The following is a 25,115-nucleotide window of genomic DNA, read 5'->3' as shown; positions in this document are numbered from 1 at the left end:
TCATGACCCTGACGCTGATCCGCAATGCGGCCGTGGTGGCGGCGATGGATGACGCGGGGAGCGAGATTGCGGGCGGCGCGGTGGCCATGCGCGATGGTGTTATCCTCGCGGTGGGAACGACCGCCGAACTGGCGCCGTTGGCCGGGCATGCCGACGAGATTATCGAGGCGGCGGGCTGCGTGGTGACGCCGGGGCTGATCAACACCCACCACCATCTCTACCAGACGCTGACCCGCGCGGTGCCGGGCGCAACCGAGGCTTCGTTGTTCGGCTGGCTCAAGCGGCTCTACCCGATCTGGGCGCGCTATACGCCGGACGACGTGTATGCCGCGACGCAGCTGGGGCTGGCGGAGCTGGCGCTTTCGGGTTGCTCGCTCAGCTCGGATCATCTGTACCTGTTTCCCAATGGCGTGACGCTGGACGATACGATCCATGCCGCCGCCGGGATCGGCGTGCGCTTCCATGCGACGCGCGGCAGCATGAGCGTGGGGGAAAGCGCCGGTGGCCTGCCGCCGGACAGTCTTGTCGAGCGCGAAGATGCGATTCTGGCGGACTGCATCCGCGTGATCGACCGGTTCCACGATGCTTCGGACGGCGCGATGGTGCGTGTGGGCGTGGCGCCGTGTTCGCCCTTTTCGGTGAGCCGCGAGCTGATGCGCGATGCGGCGCTCTTGGCACGCGACAAGGGCGTGATGCTGCACACTCATCTGGCCGAAGATGCCGACGATGTGGCGTTCAGTCTCGAGCGGTTCGGCTGCCGGCCGGGGCAATATGCCGAGGAACTCGGCTGGACCGGGCCTGACGTATGGCATGCGCACTGCGTGCAGCTCGATGCGAAAGAGATCGACCTCTTTGCGCGCACACGGACCGGGGTGGCGCATTGTCCGGGCTCGAACTGCAGGCTGGGCTCGGGCGTCGCGCCGGTGCGGGCGATGGTCGATGCCGGGGTGCCGGTGGGGCTGGGAGTCGATGGCTCGGCCTCGAATGACACGGCGAACCTGCTGGGCGAGACGCGGCAGGCCATGCTGCTCCAGCGGGTGACGCACGGCGCGACAGCATTCGCCGCACGCGAGGCGCTGAAGCTGGCGACACGCGGCGGCGCGGCGGTACTCGGGCGGCCTGATCTGGGCCAGCTGAAACCGGGCATGCGCGGCGATGTGGCGGTGTGGGACATGGCCGAGGTAGCCTCGACCGGGGCGTGGGATCTGGTCGCCGGGCTCATCCTCGCGCCGCCTTCCGGTGTGCGGGACCTGTTTGTGGAAGGCCGCGCGGTCGTGCGCGGCGGCGACCTCGTCCGCACGCCCCGCGCGCACATCCTGGCGGCAGCCCGCCGTTCGCTCGACCGGCTTATCGCCACCGGCTAGGAGACTGCCCGCCGTGCCTCCCTCTGCTGGAAGATTGCCCAACTCGGTCAGCCGCGCGCAGGCCCGTGATCCGGATTTCTTTCCCGGCATGGCCCTCGCGCTTCCCCTGGGCATCCAGCACGTTCTGGCGATGTTTGTTTCGAACCTGACGCCGCCGATCATTGTCGCGGGGGCGGCGGGCTTCGGGTTCGGTTCGGTGGACCCCTCGCAGCTGATCTACATGATCCAGATGGCCATGTTGTTCGCCGGGATCGCGACCCTGATGCAGACTGTCGGCTTTGGCCCGGTGGGCGCGCGGCTGCCGCTGGTGCAGGGGACGAGCTTTGCGTTCATCCCGGTGATGATTCCGATCGTGGCGGGCCGCGGCGTGGGCGCGATGGCGGAGTTGACCACGGCGGCGCTGATCGGCGGGCTGGTGCATGGGGCCCTGAGCGTGTTCGTGGGCCGCGTGCGGTTTGCGCTTCCGCCGCTGATCACGGGGCTGGTGGTGCTGATGATCGGGCTCTCGCTGATGCGGATCGGGGTGCAGTATTCGGCGGGCGGCGTGCCGGCAGTGGGCACACCGGCGTTTGGCGCCGGGAGCAGCTGGCTGCTGGCGGGCGTTGTCGTTTTTGCGACACTCGGCCTCAAGTTCTTCGCGCGCGGGCTGTGGTCGACGGCATCGGTGCTGCTGGGGCTGCTTGCGGGCTATCTGGTGGCGCTGGCGATGGGGCGGATTTCGTTCGAAGCCGTGGGGGCAGCGCCGCTGGTGATGGTGCCACAGCCGTTCCATTTCGGCTTTGCGCTTTCGGCCTCGGCGGTGCTGGGCTTCGTGCTGACGGGGTTTGTTTCCTCCATCGAATCCATCGGCGATGTCGAGGCGATCTGCGAGGGGACGGCGGGGCGGCCCGCAACCGATGCCGAGCTCAAGGGTGCGGTGGCGGCGGATGGGGCGGGCACGGCGCTTGCGGCGATCTTCGGTGCGCTGCCCAACACGACCTTCAGCCAGAACGTCGGCCTGATCGCGATTACCGGCATGATGAGCCGCCATGTCGTGACCTTGGGCGCGCTGTTCCTGATCGTGTGCGGACTGGTGCCCAAGATCGGCGCTGTGATCACCACGATCCCCATCGAAGTGCTGGGCGGCGGGGTGATCGTGATGTTCGGGATGGTCGCCTCGGCCGCGCTTTCGATGCTGGCGGGGGTCGTGTGGAACCAGCGCAACATGCTGGTGTTCGGAGTTAGCCTGTCGCTTGCGCTCGGCTTACAACTGGAACCGACGGCGCTGGCGCATCTACCCGAGACGGCGCGGATGCTGCTCTCTTCCGGCGTGCTGCCGGCGGCGGTGCTGGCGATCCTGCTCAATCTGCTGCTGCCCGAAGAGACTGCCGATGACGAGGAGCCGCAAGGCGCAGTTCTTGCCGGGGATGGGGGGTGAGCACATGGTGACGAGCGCTCTCTTTTTTGCAACAAACCGTCCGGTTCATTGCGTTGGATCGGTAGGGGTCGGCGCGGCATAGGGGCGGCACCATGGCAGCGCGCATCAAACTTCCCACGGTCGATCCGTTCCTGATGTGGCTGGTGGGCTGCGTCGTGGCGGCGAGCGTGCTGCCGGCGCGCGGCGCGGTGCTGACGGGGTTCAACTGGGCTGCGAATGCCGCCATCGTGCTGCTGTTCTTCCTCCACGGCGCCAAGCTTTCGCGCGAGGCGGTGCTGGCGGGGGTCGGGCACTGGCGCCTGCACCTGATGACGCTGGCCTTCACGTTCGTGCTGTTTCCAGTGCTGGGTCTGGCGGCGCAGGCGGTGACGGGGCGGCTGATCGACCCGACTTTGGCGATGGGGCTGCTGTTCCTCGCGCTGCTGCCCTCGACCGTGCAGAGCTCGATCGCGATGACTGCGATGGCGGGCGGCAATGTGGCGGCGGCGGTGTGCAGCGCTTCGCTTTCCAATCTGATCGGGGTGGTGCTGACCCCGCTGCTGGTGACGGTGTTCATCCATTCGAATGGCGGCTCCGGCGGCAGTATGGACGGCCTCGGTTCGGCGCAAAAGATCGCCACGCAGCTGCTGCTGCCGTTTGTGGTGGGGCACTTGCTGCGGCCGGTGATCGGCAAGTGGGTGGATACGCACAAGAAGCTGCTGCAGCCGGTTGACCGGTCATCTGTGCTGCTGGTGGTCTATTCGGCGTTCAGCGCGGCGGTGGTGAATGGGGTGTGGCTGCGCGTCGGGCTGTTTGATCTGGCGGTGCTGCTGGCCGCCTCGGCGGCGATGCTGGCCATCGTGATCGCGGTGAACGGTGTGGTTGCGCGTGCGGTAGGCTTCAGCCGCGAGGATACTATCGTGCTGCTGTTTTGCGGTTCGAAGAAGAGCCTTGTTTCGGGCGTGCCGATGGCGGGGGCGCTGTTTGCCCCGGCGCAAGTCGGCATCGTGATTTTGCCACTGATGGTCTTCCACCAGTTGCAGCTTTTCGTCTGCGCCTGGCTGGCGGGGCGCTGGCGGCGTGAGGGCGAGGCGCTGGCCGCCGCCGCGGCGGCCGCCGTGCTGCCGCCGCAGGACGAGGCCGCGATGTTGGCGCGTGCAGGGGAGATCGGCCTGCCGGTGCCGGAGGAGTGCCGCGCGGGGGTTAGCAGCAACCTCGCCTTGCTGACGCAGCATGCGCGCGTTGCGCTGGGCGAGGGCGGAGCGTGAGGACGGCAAGCGACATTGCTGCCGCCGTGCGCGCGGCGCGCGAGAGCGCGGTATCGGTAACTTCGCTTGCGCTCGATGCCCTGAAAGCGGACCGGCATGTCGCAGTGACGCGGGTGCTGGCCGAACGTGCCATGGCCGAGGCGGCGGCGGTTGATGCCCGGATCGCGCGCGGCGGGGATCCGGGGCCGCTGGCCGGCGTGCCCTTTGCGGTGAAGGACTTGTTCGACGTGGCGGGCCTGCCGACGACGGCGGGCTCTGCGGCGCGCGCCAAAGGCCCTGCGGCGAGCGCGGATGCCGAGGCGATCCGCAGGCTGAACGCAGCAGGCGCGGTGCTGTGTGCGACGCTCAATATGGATGCCTTCGCCTATGGCTTTGCCACGGTGAACGCGGACTATGGCACCACGCGCAATCCGCATGATCCGGCGCGGCTGGCTGGCGGCTCCTCGGGCGGATCGGCGGCGGCGGTGGCGGCGGGGCTGGTTCCGCTGGCGCTGGGATCGGACACCAATGGATCGGTGCGCGTGCCCGCGAGCCTCTGCGGGCTCTATGGCCTGAGGCCCGCGCGGGGTGATCTGCCGCTTGAGGGGACGTTCCCGTTTGCCGAGAGCTTTGACGAGATCGGGCCATTTGCCGCGAGCCTTGAGGACTTGGCGCTAGTCTGGGCGGCGCTGCGGGGCAGTGCGGTTTCGCCGTCTGCCACGGTGCCGAGGATCGCGCGGCTGGGCGGGCGGTTTCGTGAGAATACCGATCCGGTGCAACTCGCCGCCATCGATGCGATTGCACCGGACGCGCCATTGATCGAACTTCCCGATGTGGCGCGGGCGCGCAGCGCGGCCTTTGTCATTACGGCTTTTGAGGGCGGGCGGCTGCACCGGGATGCGCTGGCCGCCGATCCTTTTACATACGATCCCGCGGTGCGCGACCGGCTGATCGCGGGAGCCTTGCTGCCGGATGCGCTTTACGAACGAGCGCTGGCGTTTCGCGCCGAATATGTCGCGCGGATCGAGGCGCTTGCTGCAAGCTACGATGTTCTGCTGGCGCCATCCGCGCCCTGCGCTGCGCCGCTGATTGATGATCCGGTGATCCTGATCGACGGCGAACCGAGCCCGGCGCGGGCTAACCTTGGCATCCATACGCAGCCGATCACCTTCACCGCGCTGCCGGTGCTGGCGGTGCCGATCAAGCGGCCGGGGATGCTGCCGCTGGGGCTGCAACTGATCGGCAAGCGGGGCGGCGAGGGCGCGCTGCTGCGGCTGGCGGCGGAGCTTGAAGACAGGGATTTGACCGGCGTGACCATGCCGGAAAGCGCATTTGCGGGGGAAATGACATGAGCGATGCAGTGGCAGCCGAGCAGGGGATGCTCGAGCGCCAGTTCCAGCTGAGTGCGCGCGGCACCGATGTGCGCACCGAAGTGCTGGCGGGCTTCACCACGTTTCTCACCATGGCCTATATCGTGCTCGTCAATCCGGCGATCCTGGGGCAGGCGGGGCTGCCGGTGGCTTCGGTGGCGGCGGCGACGTGCTTTGCCGCAGCCTTTGCCTCGATCCTGATGGGCATGGTGGCTAACACGCCGCTGGCGCTGGCGCCGGGCATGGGGCTCAACGCCTATTTCAGCTTTACCGTGGTGCAGCAGATGGGCGTGCCCTGGCCCATCGCGCTGGGCTGCGTGTTCATTTCGGGCGTGGCGTTCCTGATCCTGACGCTGACGGGGGTGCGGCAGCTGATCGTCTCGGTCATCCCGCAGCATCTGTTTGCGGCGGTGGCGGGGGGCATCGGCCTGTTTATCGGCTTTATCGGGCTGAAGGATGCGGGCATCGTTGTCGCCAATCCGGCGACCTTCGTGGCGCTGGGCAGCGTGACGCAGCCGGGGCCGGCGCTGGCGCTGTTCGGACTTGTGATCATCGGCACGCTGAGTGTGTGGAACGTGCGCGCCGCCATGCTTATCGGGATCGTGCTGACGACGCTGGCGGGCTGGGTCATGGGGCAGGTCCATGCGCCGACCGAACCCTATAGCCTTGCGGCGCTGACGGGCACCGCGTTCAAGCTCGACATTCCGGGCGTGTTCGGCCTTTCCGGCAAGGCAGGGCTGGGGCTGCTCGAGATCCTGTTCGTGTTCCTCTTCGTCGATCTGTTCGACAATATCGGCACCTTGGTGGCGGTGACCAAGCGCGCGGGGCTGATGGATGCGGCGGGCAAGATCCCGGGCCTCAACCGCATCCTGATGACCGATGCCGTGGCGACCATGGTGGGCGCGGTGGCGGGCACATCGACGGTAACGAGCTATGTCGAGAGCGCAGCGGGCGTGCAGGCGGGCGGGCGCACGGGGCTGACAGCGGTGGTCTGCGGGCTGCTGTTCTTCGCGACCATGTTCGTTGCGCCTTATGCGCAGCTCGTGCCGCTGGCGGCGACCGCGCCCGCGCTCGTCGTGGTCGGCGGGCTGATGCTGCTGCCGCTGACCGAGGTGGACTGGGAGGACCCGATGGCGGCGATCCCGGCTTTCCTGACGGTGGCGATGATCCCGCTGACGTTCTCGATCGCCAATGGCCTCGCCTTCGGCATCACCGCGCATGCCTTGCTCAAGCTGCTCAAAGGGCAGGCGAGCACGAAGGACTGGTTTCTCTACACGCTCGCCGCGCTGTTCGTGGCGCGCTTTGTCTGGATGGCTGCAGCATGATCCGTCTGATTCTTCTGGTTTTCGCCACGCTGTTGGCGGCGCCCGCTTTTGCCCAAAAGCTGGATGACACCCCGCGCACAGTGGTGATGACTGCGTTTTATCCCGAGTGGCATTCGCTCGTGCCCACGATCAAGGATGCCAAGGAGCACACGATTAACGGCAGCTCTTTCCTGACCGGCACGCTGGAAGGCAAGCCGGTCGTGCTGATGCAGAGCGGGGTCAGCGTGGTGAACGCGGCGATGAGCACGCAAATCGTGCTCGACCGGTTCAATGTGAAGCGGATCGTGTTTTCGGGGATAGCGGGCGGAGTCGATCCGGCGCTGTCCATCGGCGATGTGGTGGTGCCGGAGAACTGGGGGCAATATCTCGAAGGGTCTTTTGCGCGCAAGACCAAGAAGGGCTGGATGCCGCCCGATGAGGGCCACCCGGAATCGCCTGCAAACTGGAACTTCATCTTCCCGCGCGGGACGCTGATCACCAGCAAGGACGCGAAGATGCAGCGGGTCTATCGGATTCCGGTGGATGCCGAACTGCTCGCCCTAGCGAAGAAGGTGGTGCCCACGATCACGCTGGAGCGCTGCGTGCCGCCATCTGACAAGATGCGCCCCGGCTCGGCGCTGTGCCTGCCGCGCATGCCCAAGATTCAGGTCGGTGGGACGGGGGTGACGGCGGGCATCTATGCCGACAATGCCGCGTTCCGCATCTACCTCCAGCGCGCGTGGAAAGCGCGGGTGCTCGATATGGAAAGCGCCGCGGTGATGCAGGTGGCGATGAGCAATGGCGTGCCGGCGATCGTGTTCCGCAGCCTCTCCGACCTTGCGGGCGGGGACCAGCACAAGAACATGGAGTACACCTTCGAGCATCTCGCCTCGGCCAATTCGGCGCATGTCGTGCGCGCGTTTGTAGCGGCGCTGGCGGATTGATGGCGCTCACAACCGTCTCTGGTCGTCAGGGCATGATCACCGCGCCGCATTGGTTGGCGGCGGAGGCGGGGCTGTCCGTGCTGCAGGATGGCGGCAATGCGGTGGAAGCGACCGTTGCGGTCGCGGCGTGCCTGGCGGTGGTCTATCCGCATATGACCGGGATCGGCGGCGACGGGTTCTGGGTGATCCACGAGCCGGACGGCGCGGTGCATGGTATCCATGGCTGCGGCGGGGCGGCGGGGGCGGTTTCGCTCGAGATGTATGCCGGGCTGGACGCGGTGCCGTTTCGCGGGCCGCTGGCGGCGAACACGGTGGCGGGGACGATTTCCGGCTGGGCGGCGGCGCTGGGATCAGCGGGCGGTTCGCTTCCGCTGGAGCGGTTGCTGCGTGATGCGATCGGCCACGCCAAGGCAGGCGTGGCGGTGACGGCGGGGCACGCGGCGATTGCTGCTGCCAAGGGGCCGGAACTGCGCGCGCAGCCGGGGGCCTATGCGGCGACCTTCGAGCCGGAAGGGCGACCCTTGCAGGCAGGCGACGCGCTGCGCCAGCCGGTGCTGGCGGAAACCTTGCGGCGGCTATGCGAGGATGGGCTGGAAAGCTTCTACAGCGGTCCGTTGGCAGAGGACATCGCGGCGGATCTGGAGGCGCTGGGCAGCCCGGTTTCAGCAGCCGATCTGGCAGCCCATGCGGCGACGCGGACCGAGCCGCTGACGACGCGGATCAGGGATGCGCAGCTCTGGAACAGCGCGCCGCCGACGCAAGGCTTTGCCTCGCTCCTGATTCTGGCGCTGTTCGATCGTTTGGAAGCCAGCGCGGCGGACGGATTTGACCATGTCCATGGGCTGGTCGAGGCGACGAAGCAGGCATTCCTGCTGCGCGATCGGCACGTGGGCGATCCGGCCTTTACCGGGTTCGATTTTCAGGGGCTGCTCGATGATGCGGCGGCGCTCGATGCGCTGGCGGCGAAGATCGATCCGGCAGGGGCGCTGGCGTGGCCGCAGCCGCCGCAGTGGGGCGATACCTGTTGGTTCGGCGCGGCGGACGGCGAGGGACGCGTGGTCAGCGCGATCCAGTCGACCTATTTCGAGTTCGGTTCGGGCCTCGTGCTGCCGAAGACCGGGATTACCTGGCAGAACCGGGGGAGCAGCTTCCTGCTCGCGGAACATGGCTGGAATGCGCTGAAACCCTATCGCAAGCCGTTCCACACGCTCAATCCGGCGCTCGCGCGTTTCGATGACGGGCGGGTAATGGCCTATGGCACGATGGGCGGCGAGGGGCAGCCGCAGACGCAGGCGGCGCTGTTTACCCGCTACGCGCGGTTCGGGGCGGACTTGCAGGCGGCAATCAGCGCGCCGCGCTGGCTGCTCGGGCGGACCTGGGGGGATCAATCGACAACGCTCAAGCTGGAGGACGGCTTTGCGCCGGACCTCTACGCGGCGTTGGAAGCGGCGGGGCATGCGGTTGAGCGCGTTGGGCCGCTGACAGCGACGATGGGCCACGCCGGGGCAATTGTGCGCCATGCGGACGGGCGGCTCGATGGGGCGAGCGATCCGCGCAGCGATGGCGGGGTAAAGGCATGGTAACCGGCGGCTACAGAGCCGTCGCGCGCTGTGAGGCGCTGGCGCTGGCGCCCTATAGCGACAGCGCCGAGGGGTTGACGCGCACGTATCTTTCGCCCGCCTACGGCGCGACGCAGGAGCGGGTTGCCGGATGGATGGCTGAGGCCGGAATGACCGTCCGCCGCGATGCCGCCGCAAACCTGATCGGGCGCTACGAGGGCCGCGTGGCGGATGCTCCGGCGCTGGTGATCGGCAGCCATATCGACAGCGTACGCAATGCCGGGGCATATGACGGCCCGCTCGGGATCATGCTGGGAATTGAAGCGGTTGCGGCGCTTTCCTCAAGCGGTACGCAACTGCCCTTCGCGGTCGAAATCTACGCCTTTGGCGACGAGGAAGGCAGCCGCTTTCCCGCCGCGATGCTGACCAGCCGCGCGGTGGCGGGCACGCTCGATCCGGCGGCGCTGGATGTGACGGACCGCGAAGGCGTGCGGCTGGGCGATATCGTTAATCTGGCGGCTTATCCTTCGGCGGCGCGCGCGCCGGGTGAGGTGCTGGCCTATCTGGAAGCGCATATCGAGCAGGGGCCGGTGCTGGAGGCCGAAGGGCTGGCGCTGGGCACGGTGACCGGGATTGCGGCGCAGCTGCGCTTCGAGATCGGGCTTTCGGGGACTGCCGGCCATGCCGGGACGACCGCAATGGGCCTGCGCCGCGATGCGGTGGCGGGGATGGCCGAGATGGTGCTGGCCGCCGAAGCTGTGGCGACGGCCGGGCCGCCCGATCTTGTCGCTACGGTGGGCGTGGTCGAGGTGCCTTCGGGCGCGGCCAATGTGATTGCGGGGCGCAGCCGGTTCACGCTCGATGTGCGCGCTGGCGATGCGGGCGTGCGCGACCGGGCAGCCGATGAGGTTCTGCGCCGGTTCCGCGACATTGCCGAACGGCGCGACCTCGGCCTTTCAGTGCGGCAGGTGCATGACTTGCCAGCAAGCCCCTGTGATCCGGCGCTGATGGACCTGCTTGAAGAAGCCACCGTGGTGGCGGGGCAGAGGCCGTTCCGCCTCGTTTCTGGCGCAGGGCACGATGCCATGATCATGGCCGCGCTCTGCCCCACCGCCATGCTGTTTCTGCGCTGCCGCGGCGGCGTTAGCCACAACCCGGCCGAATATGTCGAGCCTGCGGACGCCGAAGCGGCGCTGAAGGTGATGTCCGGCTTTATCAAGAGATTGGGAGCGAAACTTGAACCCGCTTGATCCCACCTTGTTCGGCGAGATCGATCCGCCGCAGCGTCTGCTGATGGGGCCGGGGCCGGTCAATGCCCACCCGCGCGTGCTTCGCGCGATGGCGGCGGACCTGCTCGGCCAGTTCGATCCGGAAATGACCGGGTTCATGAATCAGGTCATGGCGCTTTATCGCCCGGTGTTCGGCACGCAGAACCAGTGGACCATGCTGATCGATGGCACCGCGAGGGCGGCAATCGAGGCTTCGCTGGTGAGCCTCGTGGAGCCGGGCGATACGGTGCTTGTGGTCAATTTCGGGCGCTTCGGGCTGCTGCTGACGGAGATCCTTGGGCGCATCGGCGCGAAGATCGAGACGGTGAGCGCGCCCTGGGGTGAAGTCGTGCCGATGGAGGCCATTGCGGAAGCCATCGAACGCTACGGCCCCAAGGTGGTGGCGACGGTGCACGGCGATACTTCGACGACGATGGCGCAGCCCCTCGAAGGGCTGGGGGCGCTGTGCAAAGCGGCAGGCGCGTATGCCTATGTCGATGCCTGCGCGACCTTGGGCGGGATGGAGATCGCGGCGGACCGGTGGGGTGTCGATGTGGTGACCGCGGGCCTGCAGAAGTGCCTCGGCGGGCCTTCGGGCAGCGCGCCGATCACAATTTCGGACCGGGCGGCGGAGCGCATCTTTGCGCGGAGGCATGTCGAGCAGGGCATCCGCCGCGCGGATATAAGCGATGGCGTGGGCCCGCGCATTCCCTCCAACTACTTCGATCTTGCGATGATCATGGACTACTGGTCGGAGAAGCGGCTCAACCACCATACCGAGGCGACCTCGATGCTCTATGCCGCGCGCGAATGTGCGCGGGTGGCGCTGGGTGAGGGGCTGGACATGCGCTTTGCCCGGCACCGCAAGGCAGGTGCGGCGATGACGGCGGGCGTGCGGGCGATGAGGCTCACGGTGTTTGGCGATGACGCGCACCGGATGACCAACGTGACGGGCGTGTACATCCCCGAAGGCGTGGACGGCGAGACGATCCGCACCGCGATGCGCGCGCACTTCGAGATCGAGATCGGCACCGCCTTTGGGCCGCTGCAAGGCAGGATCTGGCGGCTGGGCGCGATGGGTTACAATGCGATGAAACACAAGGTGCTGCTGACGCTGGGCGCGCTGGAGGCGTGTCTGACGGCGGCGGGACATGCGGTTCCGCTTGGCGCGGCGGTGCCGGCGGCGCTGGCAGCGTGGGAAGCGGCATGACCAGCCCGCGCGATCTGGTTGGCTATGGCGCATCGCCGCCCGAGGCCCGCTGGCCGGGTGGCGCGCGCGTGGCCGTGCAGTTCGTGATCAACTACGAGGAGGGCGCGGAGAACTCGGTCCTTAATGGCGACAAGGGTTCGGAAGCGTTCCTTTCGGACATGGTGGGCGCGGCGAGCCATCCGGCGCGGGCGATGGCGATGGAGAGCCTCTACGAATACGGGAGCCGCGCCGGGTTCTGGCGGCTGCACCGGCTATTCACTGAGCGGGGTGTGCCGGTGACGGTGTTCGGCGTGGCGGCGGCCATGGCGGCCAATCCGGCAGCAGTGGAGGCCATGCTCAAGGCCGAGTGGGAGATCGCAAGCCACGGCTATCGCTGGATCGATTACCAGTATGTGCCCGAAGCGGTTGAGCGCGAGCATATCGCCAAGGCGATTGCATTGCATACCGAGCTGACCGGGGCGCGGCCGCTCGGCTGGTATCAGGGGCGCACCTCTCCCAACACGGCGCGGCTCGTGGCTGAGGAAGGCGGCTTTCTCTATGACGCGGACAGCTATGCCGATGATCTGCCCTATTGGGACAGGCGGCATGGGAAGCCGCAGATGATCGTGCCTTACTCGCTCGATGCCAACGATATGAAGATCGTGTCGCTCAATGGCTTTACCGAGGGCGAGCAGTTTTTCAGGTACTTGCACGATACCTTTGAGCAGCTGCGCGAGGAAGGCGGGCGGATGATGTCCGTGGGCCTCCATGGCCGGATTGCTGGCCGTCCGGGGCGGGCGCGGGCGGTGGCGCGGTTTGTCGATCATGTGCTGGCGAGCGGGGACGCGTGGATCGCGCGGCGCGTGGAAATCGCGCGGCACTGGCTGACGGAGCATCCCGCATGAGGGTGAACGATCCCGCGCTGCTGGCCGAAGTGACGGCAGCCTTCGCCGAGTACGAACGCGCGCTGATGGCGGATGATCTGCCCGCGATGGATGCGCTGTTTCATGATGCGCCTACGACCAACCGCTTTGGCGTGGGTGAGGTGCTGTGGGGCATCGAGGCGATCCGCGAATTTCGCAAAGAGCGCGGCGGTTCGCCGCAGCGGCGGTTGGGGCACGTGGCGATCACCGTTTACGGCGACGGTTTCGCCACAGCGGATGCCGAGTTTTTCCGCGAAGGCAGCGAGCGGCGCGGGCGGCAGAGCCAGAGCTGGGTGAAGTTTGCCGCCGGGTGGAAGGTCGTTTCCGCGCATGTCAGCCTTGAGGGGGCGACCTCGTGACCGCGTTGTTCGAGCATAGCCCCTGGGTCGAGGCACGTGCAGATGCGGCGCCTTCGAGCGGGGATCGCCATGCGGACCTTATGGCGGTGGTCCATGCGGCGAGCCCTGAGGAGCAACTGGCGCTGATCCGTGCGCATCCGGAATTGGCGGGCAAGGCGGCGATTGACCGGACGCTGACCGAGGCATCGGCGGCGGAGCAGGCCAGCGCAGGGCTTGATCGGCTGAGTGCAGAAGAGTTTGCGCGGTTCCATGCGCTCAACGCGGCATACCGCGAGCGCTTCGGTTTTCCCTTCATCATCTGTGTGCGGCTGACCGACAAGGCCGGCATTCTCGCGGCGATGGAGGCGCGGCTGGCGCATGATCCGGATACCGAGATCGCCACGGCGATTGCGCAGATCGGCGAGATCGTGCGGCTCCGGCTGGAGGATGCACGATGAGCATCGACTGGGCCGAATGGCTGAACCTTGCGATCCGCTGGTTCCACCTGACCGCGGGCATCGCGTGGATCGGCTCCTCGTTCTATTTCGTGTGGCTCGACAACCATCTGGTGCCGCCGAAATCAGGCGAGGCTTCGGGCGAGGTCTGGTCGGTCCACGGCGGCGGGTTTTACCACAAGCAGAAGTATCAGGTCGCGCCGAGCCAGATGCCCGAGGACCTGCATTGGTTCAAATGGGAAGCCTATACCACCTGGGTGACGGGCTTCCTGCTGCTGGCGCTGATCTACTGGGTGGGGGCGGCGAGCTTTCTGATCGATCCGGCCAAGGCGGCGCTGACCCCGCTGCAGGCCTCTGGCATCGGGGCGGCGGCGCTGGTGGGCGGGTGGCTGGTCTATGATGGCTTGTGCCGTTCACCGCTGGGGCGCGATGATCGGATGCTGGGCGCGGCCTGGTATGCCGTGCTGGTCGCGGCGGCTTGGGGGCTCTGCCAGATCTTCAGCGCGCGCGGGGCCTATTTGCATGTGGGGGCGATCATCGGCACGGCGATGGTCGGCAACGTGTTCTTCGTGATCATCCCGAACCAGCGCAAGGTGGTGGCGGCGCTGGTAGCGGGGGAAGTGCCCGATCCGGCGCTGGGCAAGGCGGCGAAGAGCCGTTCGCTGCACAACAACTACATGACCTTGCCGGTGCTGTTCGTGATGATCAGCCACCACTACGCGATGACCTTCGGCGCCGCGCGGCCCTGGCTGGTGCTGGCGCTGCTGGGGCTGACGGGCGTGGCAGTGCGGCATGTGTTCAATTTGCGGCATCGGGGCCAGCCAATGGGCCGCGCGATGGCGGTGGCTGCTGTGCTGGCGCTGGTGAGCGTGACTTATGTTTCGGCGGAGAAGGCGACGCTCCCGGCACGCGCCGAGACGGCAGCTGCGGGGCCAGTTGAGTGGGCGAGCGTACAGCCGATCTTCGCGAAGCACTGCACGACCTGCCATGCCGAGAAACCGACCAGCGATCTCGTCACCGCGCCTCCGCTGGGCGTGATGCTCGATAATCATGCGCATGCGCGGATGTTCGCCGCGCGGGTGAAGAAGGTCGCGGTCGATGCCGAGATCATGCCGCTTGGCAACACGACCGGAATGACCCGCGCCGAGCGTGATGCGCTGGGCCGGTGGATCGATGCAGGAGCACCGCAATGACCACGCTTTCGACCCATGTGCTCGATACCATGCACGGCAAGCCCGCGGCGGGCATGCAGCTGTGGCTCGAGGATGCGGGCGGCGAGGCGTTGTTTGCGGGTGAGACGAATGCAGACGGGCGCTGTCCCGGCCTGCCTGAGCTGGTGCCTGGGCGTTACGCGCTGACCTTTGCGGTGGCGGAGTATTTCACGGCCGAGGGCGTGGCGCTGCCCGATCCGCCGTTCCTGGGCGATGTGCGGCTAGCCTTCGGCGTTTCTGAGGATGGGCACTACCATGTGCCGCTGCTCGTCTCGCCTTACGCCTATTCGACTTATCGGGGGAGCTGAGCAGTGGGGGTGCGCTTCCTCCTCGATGGCTCGGTGGTCGAACTGGCGGAGCCCGATCCTACGGCCACGCTGCTGGAGACCTTGCGCGGGCCGCTGCGGCGGACTGGGACCAAGGAAGGCTGCGCGGAAGGGGACTGCGGGGCCTGCACAGTGTTGGTGGGCGAGGCGGTTGGCGCTGCGGTGCAATGGCGCGCGGTGAATGCCTGCATCCTGTTTCTGCCAATGGTGCACGGCAAGGCGGTGATGACGGTGGAGAGCCTCGCGCCGGGGGGCAAGCTCAACCCGTTGCAGGCGTGCATGGCAGCCAATGGCAGCTCGCAATGCGGGTTCTGCACGCCGGGGTTCGTGATGTCGCTCCATGGGCGGGCCATCGGCGCGCTGGGCAGCGAACTGCCGGTGGCGGACGCGATTGCCGGGAACTTGTGTCGCTGCACCGGGTATGGGCCGATCCTTGAAGCCGGGGAGACGGTGCCAAGGCTGGCGCAGAACGACAGCGCGGTGCTGGCGGGGCTTTCCGAGCTTGCGGGCCATGCGATGGCGAGCGGGAGTTTCGAAGGACGGCAGTGGTTTGTGCCGCGTAGTTCGGACGAGCTGGTCGAAGTGCTGGCGGCGTATCCGCAGGCGCGGATCGTGGCCGGGGCGACCGATGTGGGTCTGTGGGTGACCAAGGGGCTGCGCGATCTGGATACGCTGGTGTTCATCGGCGATGTGGCAGACCTCAAGGCCATCGAGGAGACGGCGGAGGGCGTTCGGCTGGGCGCGGGCGTGCGTTATGCCGAGGCGCATGGGGCGCTGGCGCGGCTGCATCCGGATCTGGGCGAGCTGGTGCGGCGCATCGGGGGGCTGCAGGTGCGCTCCTCGGCAACGGTGTGCGGGAATATCGCCAATGGTTCGCCGATCGGGGATGGTCCGCCAGCGTTGATTGCGCTGGGGGCGGAGCTGACGCTGCGGTCAGCGGCGGGGCGGCGGACGATGCCGCTGGAGGCCTTTTTCCTCGATTATGGGAAGCAGGACCGGCGGCCGGGCGAATTTGTCGAGAGCGTCTTCGTCCCGCGTCTGGGGGCGGGAATTGTAGTACATGTTTCCAAGCTTTCGCGGCGGTTTGATAGTGATATCTCGGCGGTTTTGGGGGCCTTTGCGCTGACTGTGGAGGCGGGAACGATCACCGCCGCGCGGGTGGCCTATGGCGGCATGGCGGCGACACCGCGGCGAGCGGCGGGGTGCGAGGCGGCGCTAGTGGGCAAGCCGTTCAGCGAGGCAGCGATTGCGGCGGCGGCTGAGGCGCTCAAGGCTGATTTCAGCCCGCTTTCCGATGTGCGTGGCAGCGCGGCCTATCGGATCGAGGTGGCCTCCGCGCTGCTGTGGCGGTTGTGGCACCGCGAGCAGGGCGTGGCTGTTTCCGTGTTGGATGTGGAGGCCTGCTGATGGCGGACAGCAATCCGCTCTGGCCAGAAGCCGCGATGCCGGCGCTTCCGCACGATAGCGCGCATCTGCATGTGGCTGGGCTGGCGCGCTACGTTGATGATGAGCCGGAACTGCCGGGCACGCTCCATCTCGCCTTCGGGCTTTCGAGCGAGGCGCGGGCGCGGATCGTGGGCATGGAGCTCGATGCCGTGCGCGCGTTTCCGGGGGTGGTGGCGGTCTACACGGCGGCGGATATTCCCGGCGAAAACAATGTCGGCCCGATTGCGCATGACGACCGCGTGTTGGCCGATGGCGAAGTGGTGAGCCATGGCCAGCCGGTGTTTCTGGTGGCGGCGGAAACGCGCCTCGCGGCGCGCAAGGGGGCGCGGCAGGGCAAGGTGAGCTACGAGCCGCAGGAGCCTGCGATCACTGTGGAGCAGGCGCGCGCGGCGGGCTCGCGGATCGAGGCGGATCAGCGCATGGCGCGCGGCGATGCCGATGCGGCGCTGGCGGCGGCGGAGCATCGGCTTTCGGGTTCCTTGCGGATCGGGGCGCAGGATCATTTCTATCTCGAGGGACAGGTAGCCCACGCGCGGCCGGGGGAGGACGGGCAGATCCACGTCGTCTCCTCCAGCCAGCATCCCAGCGAGGTGCAGCATCTGGTGGCCCATCTGCTCGGCAAGGCCAGCGCTGACGTTACCGTGGAAGTGCGGCGTATGGGCGGGGCGTTTGGCGGCAAGGAAAGCCAGGCCGCGCTGTTTGCCGCCGCCGCCGCGCTGGTGGTGCACCACACCGGGCGGCCAGCAAAGTTCCGTTGCGACCGCGATGACGACATGATCGTGACTGGCAAGCGGCATGATTTCGAGGTGAACTATGACGTTGGCCACGATGGCGAGGGGCGGCTTTCTGCCGTGAAGCTGCGCTTTGGCGGGCGCTGCGGGGCGACGATGGATCTCTCACCGGGCATCAACGACCGGACGATGTTCCACGCCGACAACTGCTATTTCCTGCCCGAGGTGGAGATCGTTTCGGAGCGTTTGAAGACAAATACGGTTTCGGCCACGGCGTTCCGAGGCTTTGGCGGGCCGCAGGGGATGCTGGCGATCGAGCGGGTCTGCGATGCGGTCGCGGCGCGGCTGGGGCTTGATCCACTGGAGGTGCGCCAGCGCAATCTCTATGGGCCGGCGCGCGATGTGACGCCTTATGGCATGACAATCGAGGATAACATTGCACCGCAACTGGTTGCGCGGCTTCGGGAAACGTCGCGCTATGATGCGCGGCGTGAAGCGATTGCGGCGTTCAATGCGGCCAGCCCGGTGCTCAAGAAGGGGATTGCGCTCACGCCGGTGAAGTTCGGCATCAGTTTCACGACGACGCACCTCAACCAGGCCGGCGCGCTGGTCCATGTCTATTCTGATGGCTCGATCCAGGCGAACCATGGCGGGACCGAGATGGGGCAGGGCCTCCACATCAAGATCGCGCAGATCGTGGCGGATGTGTTCGGCGTGGGCGTGGACACAGTGCGGATCACTGCGACGCGGACGGACAAGGTGCCCAATACTTCGGCGACGGCGGCGTCCTCTGGCGCGGATCTCAACGGCATGGCGGCGTGGCGCGCGGCCATGGCGATCCGGGCGCGCATGGCGGACTTTCTGGCGCAGGTGTTTGGCTGCGCGGCGGAGGAAGTGCGGTTTACGGCAGAGGGCGTGGTGGCGGGCGAGGCAAGGCTCTCGTTTGCCGAGGCGGCGCGCAAGGCGTGGCTGGGGCGGATTTCGCTGTCCTCGACCGGGTTTTATGCGACGCCCGAGATCGAATACGACCGGGCGGCGCACCGGGGGCGTCCGTTCTACTACTTTGCCTATGGCGCCGCGGTTTCCGAAGTGGTGGTCGATACGCTGACGGGTGAGCACAAGGTGCTGGCCGTCGATATCCTGCACGATGTGGGGCGCTCGCTGAACCCGGCGATCGACCGGGGGCAGATCGAGGGCGGTTTCGTGCAGGGGCAGGGCTGGCTGACGACCGAAGTGGTGGAGTGGGACGCGAAGGGGCGGCTGCTGAATCATTCGCCCGCGACCTATAAGGTGCCCACGGCTTCTGATCGGCCCAAGCGGATGCAGATCGACTTGTGGGACGGGGACAACGTGAAGCCGACGATCCACCGCTCCAAGGCCGTCGGCGAGCCCCCGCTGATGCTGGCCAATTCGGTATTCTGCGCGATTTCGGCGGCGATTGCCGCGACGGCGCCCGAGGTGCGCGAACTGCCGAAGCTCAATGCGCCGGCGACGCCTGAGGCGGTGCTGCGCGCGATTGCCGGGATGCGTGCGTGATGGAGTGGCTGGGCGATCTGGCGCGGTTGGCGGCGGCGGGGCCGGTCGCGATGGTCAGCGTGCTCGCAACCGAAGGCTCTGCACCGCGCGGGGCAGGGACGCGGATGCTGGTGACGGCGGGCGGCCTCACCGGCACCATCGGCGGCGGGGCGCTGGAGTTTCGCGCGGTGGAGCAGGCGCGCGCCGTGCTGGAGCGTGCGCCGGGCACGTGGCGCGTGCAGGACTATCCGCTGGGGCCACTGCTGGGCCAATGCTGCGGTGGGCGGGTGCGGCTGCTGGTCGAGCATGTGGACCGCGATGCGCTTGGCTGGCTGGCCGGGGCGAGCGAGGGCCGCGTGCTGGTGAGTGTGCTGCGGGCCGGTGGAATCGAGCGGCACGTGAGCGATGGTCCGGCGGCGGTGCTTGCCGCGCGGGGCGACAAACCGCGCGAGGGTTCGCGCCTGGCCGAGGTGATCGGGGGCTATCGGCGGCCGCTTTATCTGTTTGGCGCGGGGCATGTGGGACAGGCGATTGCGCGGCATACAGCCGGGCTGCCGATCCGGCTGGCGTGGTTCGATACGCGGCCCGTGTTTGAGTCGATTTCCGGTGTGACGGTGGTGCCCGAGGCGGTGGCTGAGCAATGCGTGGCGGAGGCTCCTGGCGAGGCGGCGCTGGTGATCCTGACGCATGACCATGCGCTCGATTACAGGCTGACTTTGGCGGCGCTGCGCCGCGCGCCGCTGGCGTTTACGGGGCTGATCGGATCGCAGACCAAGCGGGCGCGGTTCCTTTCGCGGCTGGAGCGGGACGGGGTTCCGGCGGAAGCGCGGGGGCGGCTGACCTGCCCGATCGGCCTGCCCGGCGTGACGGGGAAGGAGCCCGACGTGATCGCGGTGGCACTGCTGGCGCAACTGCTCCAATTGCCGCAAGCGCAGGCCGTGCAGGCAGTGGCGGCATGAGTATCAAGGGTTTTCGGGGTGAACTTCTGAGCCTTTCGCACGATCCGGCGGAAGCGCCGGAGGCGGTGCGGTATGAGGCGGACGGGCTGCTGGTAGTCGAAGCCGGGCGCGTGGTGGCGCGCGGGGCCTTTGACGTCGTTAGCCCTCGCTTTCCGGGGCTTGCTGTGGAGCAACTGGACGGGCTGATCGTCCCCGGCCTCATTGACGCGCATGTCCATTATCCGCAGCTTGGCCGGATCGCGAGCCATGGGGCGCAGCTGCTCGACTGGCTTGAGCAGCATATCTTTCCGGCTGAAAAGGCCTTTGCCGATCCGGCCCACGCGGCGGGCGTGGCGGAAGAGTTCCTCGATGAGTTGCTGCGCCATGGGACGACCAGCGCGCTCGTGTTTGCCACTGTGCATGCCGCTTCGGTGGAAGCGTTTTTTGCAGCGGCGGAGGCGCGTGAGCTGCGCATGATCTGCGGCAAGGTGCTGATGGATCTGGGGCCGGAGGGCCTGCGCGATACAGTGGAGGAAGCGCGGGCCGAGAGCGCGGCGCTGATTGCCAAGTGGCATGGGCGTGGGCGGCTGGGCTATGCGGTAACGCCGCGCTATGCGCTGACGTCTAGCGATGCTCAGCTGGCGGTGGCGGGGGAATTGCTGGCCGCGCATCCGGGGGTGCTGCTGCACACGCATCTGGCCGAGAACCACGCGGAGATTGCTGAAGTGGCGGCGCGGTTCACCGAGGCGGTGGACTATCTCGATGCCTATGACCGGTTCGGACTGGTGACACAGCGTTCGGTGTTTGCGCATGGGGTGCATCTGCCGGACCGGTCTTGCGCAAGGCTGGCGGAGACGGGCGCGGGGATCGCGGTGTGCCCGAGTTCGAACTTCTTCCTGGGTTCGGGTATGTTCGATTTCGGGCAGGCCGAACGGAACGGGGTTCGGCTGGGGCTGGGATCGGATATCGGGGCGGGGACTTCGCTTTCGCTGCTCCACAATGGCGGGCTCGCCTATCAGGCGGGGCTACCGGGTGGGTATGTGCTCGATCCCTTCCGCGCCTTGTGGCTGGCAACGGGCGGATCGGCGCGGCTGCTCCATATCGAGGACGAAGTAGGCATGCTGGCCGAGGGGCAGGAGGCGGATTTCGTGGTGCTTGATGATGCCGCAACGCCGTTGATGGCGCGGCGGACGGCGGGGGCATCGCTGGCGGAGCGGTTGTTTGCGCTGCAGGTACTGGGCGATGATCGGGCCGTGCGGCAGACGTATGTGCTGGGGCGCTGCGTGTGGGACCGTGATGGAGGACACAAGTGAAGGATTTCATCGCCAGCCTGCCCAAGGCCGAGCTGCATCTCCACATCGAGGGGAGCCTTGAGCCCGAGCTGATGTTTGCTCTGGCGGAGCGCAACGGGATCGCCATTCCTTATGCCAGCGTGGATGAGGTGCGGGCGGCCTATGCCTTCTCCAACCTGCAGGACTTCCTCGACATCTATTATGCAGGCGCGGGTGTGCTGCAGACCGAGGCGGATTTTCGCGATCTCGCCATGGCCTACTTCGAGCGCGCGGCGGCGGACGGCGTGGTCCATGCCGAGATCATGTTCGATCCGCAGACGCACACCGACCGGGGAATCGCCTTTGCCACGGTGATCGAGGGGCTGCTGACAGGGATGGCAGAGGCGGAGGCGCGGCTGGGGATCACTTCGCTGCTGATCATGAGTTTCCTGCGGCACTTGAGCGAGGAGGCGGCGTTCGAGACACTTGCAATGGCGGAGCCTTGGCTCGACAGGATCACGGCGGTAGGGCTGGATTCGAGCGAGGTGGGGCATCCGCCGAGCAAGTTCGCGCGGGTGTTTGCGGCGGCGCGGGCCAAGGGCCTGCGGCTGACGGCGCATGCGGGCGAGGAGGGGCCTCCGCAATACGTCCATGAGGCGCTCGATGTGCTGGGGGTTGACCGGATCGACCATGGCAACCGGGCGCTGGAAGATGCGGCACTAATGGCGCGGCTCGCGGCTGAGGGGATGACGCTGACGGTTTGTCCGCTTTCCAACCTCAAGCTCTGCGTGGTGGACGATCTGGCAGCGCATCCGATCGACCGAATGCTGGCGGCGGGGCTGAAGGCCACGATCAATTCGGACGATCCCGCCTATTTCGGCGGCTATATTGCCGACAACTACCGCGCGGTCGCGGCTGCGCGAGGGCTTTCGCGCGGTGATCTGGTGCAGCTCGCCAAGAACAGCTTTACCGGCTCGTTCCTGCCGGCGGACGCAGTGGCGCGGCACCTTGCGGCTATCGACGCTGTTGCAGGCGCATAAAACACCTCTTGCGCGGGGGCGGGCGCGCAGGCCAAGGACGGTGCAACGTTCCATCACATGGGAATTTGCCATGCTTCGCCAGACGCTTGCCCTGCTTCTACTTTCGACATCAGTGTCTGCTGCTGCGCAGTCCGCACCAGCGGCGGCGACCGAACAGCCGTCACGCGTGTTCGCCGGGTCCGATCTGTTCGGCCTGGAAATGGCGGATGGCCCCCAGATCAGCCCGGACGGAACCCGCGTCGCCTATGTGCGCAAGTCGGGTGATGTAATGGCCGACAAGATGCGCTCCGCCATCTGGCTGGTCGATGCGAAGACGGGCGAGCAGGTGCCGCTGGCGGGCTCGGGCTCGCAGTTCTCGCCCGTCTGGTCGCCAGATGGCAAGCGGCTGGCCTATGTCGGGATGGAAGAGGGCGGCTCGCCGCAGCTCTACGTCCGCTGGATGGAGGGCGGGGCGACAGCGCGGATCACCGGGCTGCCGGATTCGCCTTCGAGCCTCGCGTGGTCGCCCGATGGCAAGCAGATCGCTTATGTGATGCACGTGCCGGGCGAGGCGACCAAGTTTGGTGAAGCGCCCGCCAAGCCCGAGGGCGCGAAGTGGGCCGAGCCGCTCGAAGTGATCGACCGCGTGACGTACCGCGCCGATGGCGGCGGATATATCAAGCCGGGGTACGATCAGGTGTTTGTCGTTTCTGCCGACGGCGGGGCACCGCGCCAGCTGACCTTCGGCAAATTCGATGTTTCGGGGCCGCTCTCGTTTGCGCCCGATGGCAAGACGCTGGTGCTCTCCTCCAATCGCCGCGCGGACTGGGAACGCGAGCCCAATGACAGCGAGGTCTTTGCGCTGGATGTGGCGGGCGGAGCGCTGACGCAGCTGACCAGGCGCTATGGGCCGGATCACGGCGCCGTGGTTTCGCCCGATGGCAGCCGGATCGCCTACCTCGGCTATGACGACACGCACCTGAGCTACCAGCCGGATGTGCTCTATGTGATGGACCGTGATGGTTCGAACGGACGCGCGCTGACGGCCGGTCTCGATCGCAGCATCGAGGATGTGCAGTGGGCCGCGGACGGACGCTCGGTCTATGTCGCCTATGACGACAAGGCTGTGCGCAAGGTGGCGCGGGTCGATCTGGCGGGCAAACTGACGGTGCTGGCCGAAGGGCTGGCCGGGGACGGCATCGACCGGCCCTATACCGGGGGCAGCTTCAGCGTTTCCAAGGGTGGGGTGATTGCCTGGACCGGCGATGCGAGTGGCGGCGCGCGTCCGGCCAATCTCTTCGTGGGCAAGCGGCAGGTAACGCAGCTGAACGAGACACAGCTCTCGGCCAAGACGCTCGGCAAGGTTGAGCCGCTTGACGTGACGGCGAGCGACGGGCGCAAGATCGGCGCTTGGCTCGTGCTGCCGCCGGGGTATCAGGCGGGCAAGCGCGTGCCCCTGATCCTTGAAATCCATGGCGGGCCGCACAGCGCCTATGGTCAGGTCTTCTCGACCGACGACCAGCTTTATGCGGCGCACGGCTATGCGGTGCTGTTCACCAATCCGCGTGGCTCCACCTCGTATGGCAGCGAGTTCGCCAACCTGATCGACAAGAATTACCCCAGCGATGACTATGGCGATCTGATGAGCGCGGTGGATGCGGCGATCGCGAAGGGCGTGGCCGATCCTGACAATCTGTTCGTGACGGGCGGTTCGGGTGGCGGCGTGCTGACCAGCTGGATCGTGGGCAAGACCGACCGGTTCAAGGCGGCGGCGGCGCAGAAGCCGGTGATCAACTGGATCAGCGAGGCGCTGACCATGGACGGCACCGGTTTTACCTCGCGCTACTGGTTCAAGAAGCAGCCTTGGGAAGACCCGATGAGCTACTGGAACCGCTCGCCGCTTTCGCTGGTCGGCAACGTGAAAACCCCGACGATGGTCGTGGTGGGGAGCGAGGACTTCCGCACGCCGGTGAGCGAATCCGAACAGTACTATGCCGCGCTGCAGATCCGGGGCGTGCCAACCGCGCTGGTCAAGGTGCCGGGGGCCAGCCACGGCGGATTTACCGCGCGGCCTTCGCAATCGGCGGCAAAGGCATCTGCGATCCTTGCGTGGTTCGACAAGTATCGGACCGATGCGGGCAAGGCGAAGTGAGGCGCTGATGCTGCGGCGGGCCCTTCTGGCGCTTCTGCTCTTGTTGGCGGCACCTGCGGAGGCCGCAGAGCCGAAGCGGCAGGTGATCATCGATGACGAGGGTTTTGCGATCCCGCATCTGATGCTGCTGGAGGACCCGCGCTTGGAAGTGCTGGGGATCACCACGGTTTCGGGCAACGTCTGGGCCAACCGCGCAACCGCGATGGTGCTGCGCGGGCTTGAGCTGCTCGGCCGCACCGAGGTTCCGGTGGCCGAGGGCGCGACCTTTCCGCTGCTCAACAGCGAGGCGCGCACCGAGCGGTGGGAAGCGCTTTACGGGAAGCTCGTGTGGAAGGGTGCGTTCATGAAGCAGTGGGCCGAGCCGACTGCGCAATCGGCTCCGCCCTATCACGGGCCGTTCGATCCGGTGGACCTGCCGTGGGGCAACCCCAAGCTCAAGGCGCTGGATGAGCCGGCGGCGCAGTTCCTGATCCGCACGGTGCGGGCGCATCCGCATGCCGTGACAATCTTTGCGACCGGGCCGCTTACCAATCTGGCGCTGGCGCAGCGGCTCGATCCCGAGTTCGCCTCGCTGGTCAAAGAGCTTGTGATCATGGGCGGGAGCCTTGCGCCCAGGCAGGTGCTGGAGGGCAAATCCGCCGCGGATTTCGCGCGCGAGTTTGTCAACACGCCGCGCCGCGAGTTCAATATCCGCTTTGATCCCGAAGCGGCAAGCATGGCGGCGCATGCGCCCTGGCCCAAGGTGACCATCGTGCCCGCCGATCCTTCGACTGCGACGCAGCTTTCGCCGGCGCTGCTGGAGCGGCTGGCGAAGGCCTCGCGCCCGCCAGTGGCGGCGTTCCTGCGGCGGATGGAACCCGGCTTTCCGATGTGGGACGAGATTGCGGTCGCGGTCTGGCTCGATCCCTCGATTGTCACGAAGGCGGAGCGGCTGTGGTATGATTTCGATGTGCAGTTCGGGCCGAGCTATGGCGACATGTTGACCTGGCACGATGCATACCGCCCCGGGCTCGACGAGGGGCAGGCGGATGTGGTGCTCTCGGTCGATGTGCCGCGGATGGAAGCGCTGATGGCGAAAGCGCTGGGGGAAAAGTAGGGATTTGTTCGCGCAGAGGCGCGGAGGCGCAGAGCATCTCTTCGCGCCGCAGG

General features: G+C 67.1%; 21 protein-coding genes. All 21 read left to right on the top strand.

Annotated features, from left to right (window positions below):
* Positions 1–2 precede the first annotated feature (2 nt).
* The 21 genes from ACODS2_RS18480 to ACODS2_RS18380 all read left to right on the top strand — a co-directional run bounded on the left by ACODS2_RS18480 (position 3) and on the right by ACODS2_RS18380 (position 25,062).
* Entirely contained in the window at positions 3–1,364 is a 1,362-nt protein-coding gene (locus tag ACODS2_RS18480) for an 8-oxoguanine deaminase (protein ID WP_489000137.1), read from the top strand.
* A 13-nt stretch (positions 1,365–1,377) separates the two neighbouring features.
* Positions 1,378–2,781 carry a uracil-xanthine permease family protein gene (locus tag ACODS2_RS18475; protein WP_489000136.1) on the top strand — a complete coding sequence of 468 codons (1,404 nt, stop codon included), beginning with the start codon at positions 1,378–1,380 and terminating at the stop codon, positions 2,779–2,781.
* 92 nt (positions 2,782–2,873) lie between these two features.
* The gene (locus ACODS2_RS18470) at positions 2,874–4,028 is read left to right on the top strand and encodes a bile acid:sodium symporter family protein (RefSeq protein ID WP_489000135.1); all 1,155 of its coding nucleotides are present in this window, start codon (positions 2,874–2,876) and stop codon (positions 4,026–4,028) included.
* Positions 4,025–5,359 (top strand): AtzE family amidohydrolase, encoded by a 1,335-nt coding sequence (locus ACODS2_RS18465; protein ID WP_489000134.1) that lies wholly within the window; start codon positions 4,025–4,027, stop codon positions 5,357–5,359. The genes ACODS2_RS18470 and ACODS2_RS18465 overlap by 4 nt, the downstream gene beginning before the upstream one ends.
* Positions 5,356–6,702 carry an NCS2 family permease gene (locus tag ACODS2_RS18460; protein WP_298167738.1) on the top strand — a complete coding sequence of 449 codons (1,347 nt, stop codon included), beginning with the start codon at positions 5,356–5,358 and terminating at the stop codon, positions 6,700–6,702. The genes ACODS2_RS18465 and ACODS2_RS18460 overlap by 4 nt, the downstream gene beginning before the upstream one ends.
* Positions 6,699–7,625 (top strand): 5'-methylthioadenosine/S-adenosylhomocysteine nucleosidase, encoded by a 927-nt coding sequence (locus tag ACODS2_RS18455; RefSeq protein ID WP_489000133.1) that lies wholly within the window; start codon positions 6,699–6,701, stop codon positions 7,623–7,625. The genes ACODS2_RS18460 and ACODS2_RS18455 overlap by 4 nt, the downstream gene beginning before the upstream one ends.
* On the top strand, positions 7,625–9,208 hold the full coding sequence (locus tag ACODS2_RS18450; protein WP_489000132.1) for a gamma-glutamyltransferase family protein: 1,584 nt from the start codon (positions 7,625–7,627) through the stop codon (positions 9,206–9,208). Before ACODS2_RS18455 ends, ACODS2_RS18450 begins: the two co-directional genes overlap by 1 nt.
* Positions 9,202–10,434, top strand: a complete 1,233-nt coding sequence (locus ACODS2_RS18445; protein ID WP_489000131.1) for an allantoate amidohydrolase — start codon at positions 9,202–9,204, stop codon at positions 10,432–10,434. The genes ACODS2_RS18450 and ACODS2_RS18445 overlap by 7 nt, the downstream gene beginning before the upstream one ends.
* 43 nt (positions 10,435–10,477) lie before the next feature.
* Positions 10,478–11,662 (top strand): pyridoxal-phosphate-dependent aminotransferase family protein, encoded by a 1,185-nt coding sequence (locus ACODS2_RS18440; RefSeq protein ID WP_489000269.1) that lies wholly within the window; start codon positions 10,478–10,480, stop codon positions 11,660–11,662.
* Positions 11,659–12,546 carry an allantoinase PuuE gene (gene puuE / locus ACODS2_RS18435; protein ID WP_489000130.1) on the top strand — a complete coding sequence of 296 codons (888 nt, stop codon included), beginning with the start codon at positions 11,659–11,661 and terminating at the stop codon, positions 12,544–12,546. Before ACODS2_RS18440 ends, puuE begins: the two co-directional genes overlap by 4 nt.
* Positions 12,543–12,923 (top strand): oxalurate catabolism protein HpxZ, encoded by a 381-nt coding sequence (gene hpxZ / locus ACODS2_RS18430; protein ID WP_489000129.1) that lies wholly within the window; start codon positions 12,543–12,545, stop codon positions 12,921–12,923. The genes puuE and hpxZ overlap by 4 nt, the downstream gene beginning before the upstream one ends.
* Positions 12,920–13,360: a 2-oxo-4-hydroxy-4-carboxy-5-ureidoimidazoline decarboxylase gene (gene uraD / locus ACODS2_RS18425; protein ID WP_489000128.1), complete on the top strand. Its 441-nt coding sequence runs from the start codon at positions 12,920–12,922 to the stop codon at positions 13,358–13,360. The genes hpxZ and uraD overlap by 4 nt, the downstream gene beginning before the upstream one ends.
* On the top strand, positions 13,357–14,550 hold the full coding sequence (locus tag ACODS2_RS18420; protein WP_489000127.1) for a urate hydroxylase PuuD: 1,194 nt from the start codon (positions 13,357–13,359) through the stop codon (positions 14,548–14,550). Before uraD ends, ACODS2_RS18420 begins: the two co-directional genes overlap by 4 nt.
* A complete protein-coding gene (gene uraH / locus ACODS2_RS18415; RefSeq protein ID WP_489000126.1) occupies positions 14,547–14,876 on the top strand; it encodes a hydroxyisourate hydrolase in 330 nt (109 codons plus the stop codon). The genes ACODS2_RS18420 and uraH overlap by 4 nt, the downstream gene beginning before the upstream one ends.
* Positions 14,877–14,879: 3 nt before the next feature.
* A complete protein-coding gene (xdhA, locus tag ACODS2_RS18410) occupies positions 14,880–16,301 on the top strand; it encodes a xanthine dehydrogenase small subunit (protein ID WP_489000125.1) in 1,422 nt (473 codons plus the stop codon).
* On the top strand, positions 16,301–18,607 hold the full coding sequence (xdhB, locus tag ACODS2_RS18405) for a xanthine dehydrogenase molybdopterin binding subunit (protein ID WP_489000124.1): 2,307 nt from the start codon (positions 16,301–16,303) through the stop codon (positions 18,605–18,607). The genes xdhA and xdhB overlap by 1 nt, the downstream gene beginning before the upstream one ends.
* Entirely contained in the window at positions 18,607–19,545 is a 939-nt protein-coding gene (gene xdhC / locus ACODS2_RS18400) for a xanthine dehydrogenase accessory protein XdhC (protein ID WP_489000268.1), read from the top strand. Before xdhB ends, xdhC begins: the two co-directional genes overlap by 1 nt.
* A complete protein-coding gene (guaD, locus tag ACODS2_RS18395; protein ID WP_489000123.1) occupies positions 19,542–20,837 on the top strand; it encodes a guanine deaminase in 1,296 nt (431 codons plus the stop codon). The genes xdhC and guaD overlap by 4 nt, the downstream gene beginning before the upstream one ends.
* Positions 20,834–21,835 (top strand): adenosine deaminase, encoded by a 1,002-nt coding sequence (locus ACODS2_RS18390; RefSeq protein WP_489000122.1) that lies wholly within the window; start codon positions 20,834–20,836, stop codon positions 21,833–21,835. The genes guaD and ACODS2_RS18390 overlap by 4 nt, the downstream gene beginning before the upstream one ends.
* A 70-nt stretch (positions 21,836–21,905) precedes the next feature.
* The gene (locus tag ACODS2_RS18385; protein ID WP_489000121.1) at positions 21,906–23,966 is read left to right on the top strand and encodes a S9 family peptidase; all 2,061 of its coding nucleotides are present in this window, start codon (positions 21,906–21,908) and stop codon (positions 23,964–23,966) included.
* A 43-nt stretch (positions 23,967–24,009) separates the two neighbouring features.
* A complete protein-coding gene (locus tag ACODS2_RS18380) occupies positions 24,010–25,062 on the top strand; it encodes a nucleoside hydrolase (RefSeq protein WP_489000120.1) in 1,053 nt (350 codons plus the stop codon).
* The last annotated feature ends 53 nt before the right edge of the window (positions 25,063–25,115 follow it).

Source organism: Novosphingobium sp. FG137 (assembly GCF_057809735.1).
The sequence above is the reverse complement of the archived record's forward strand: the minus strand, read 5'-3'. Positions and strand labels throughout refer to the sequence as shown.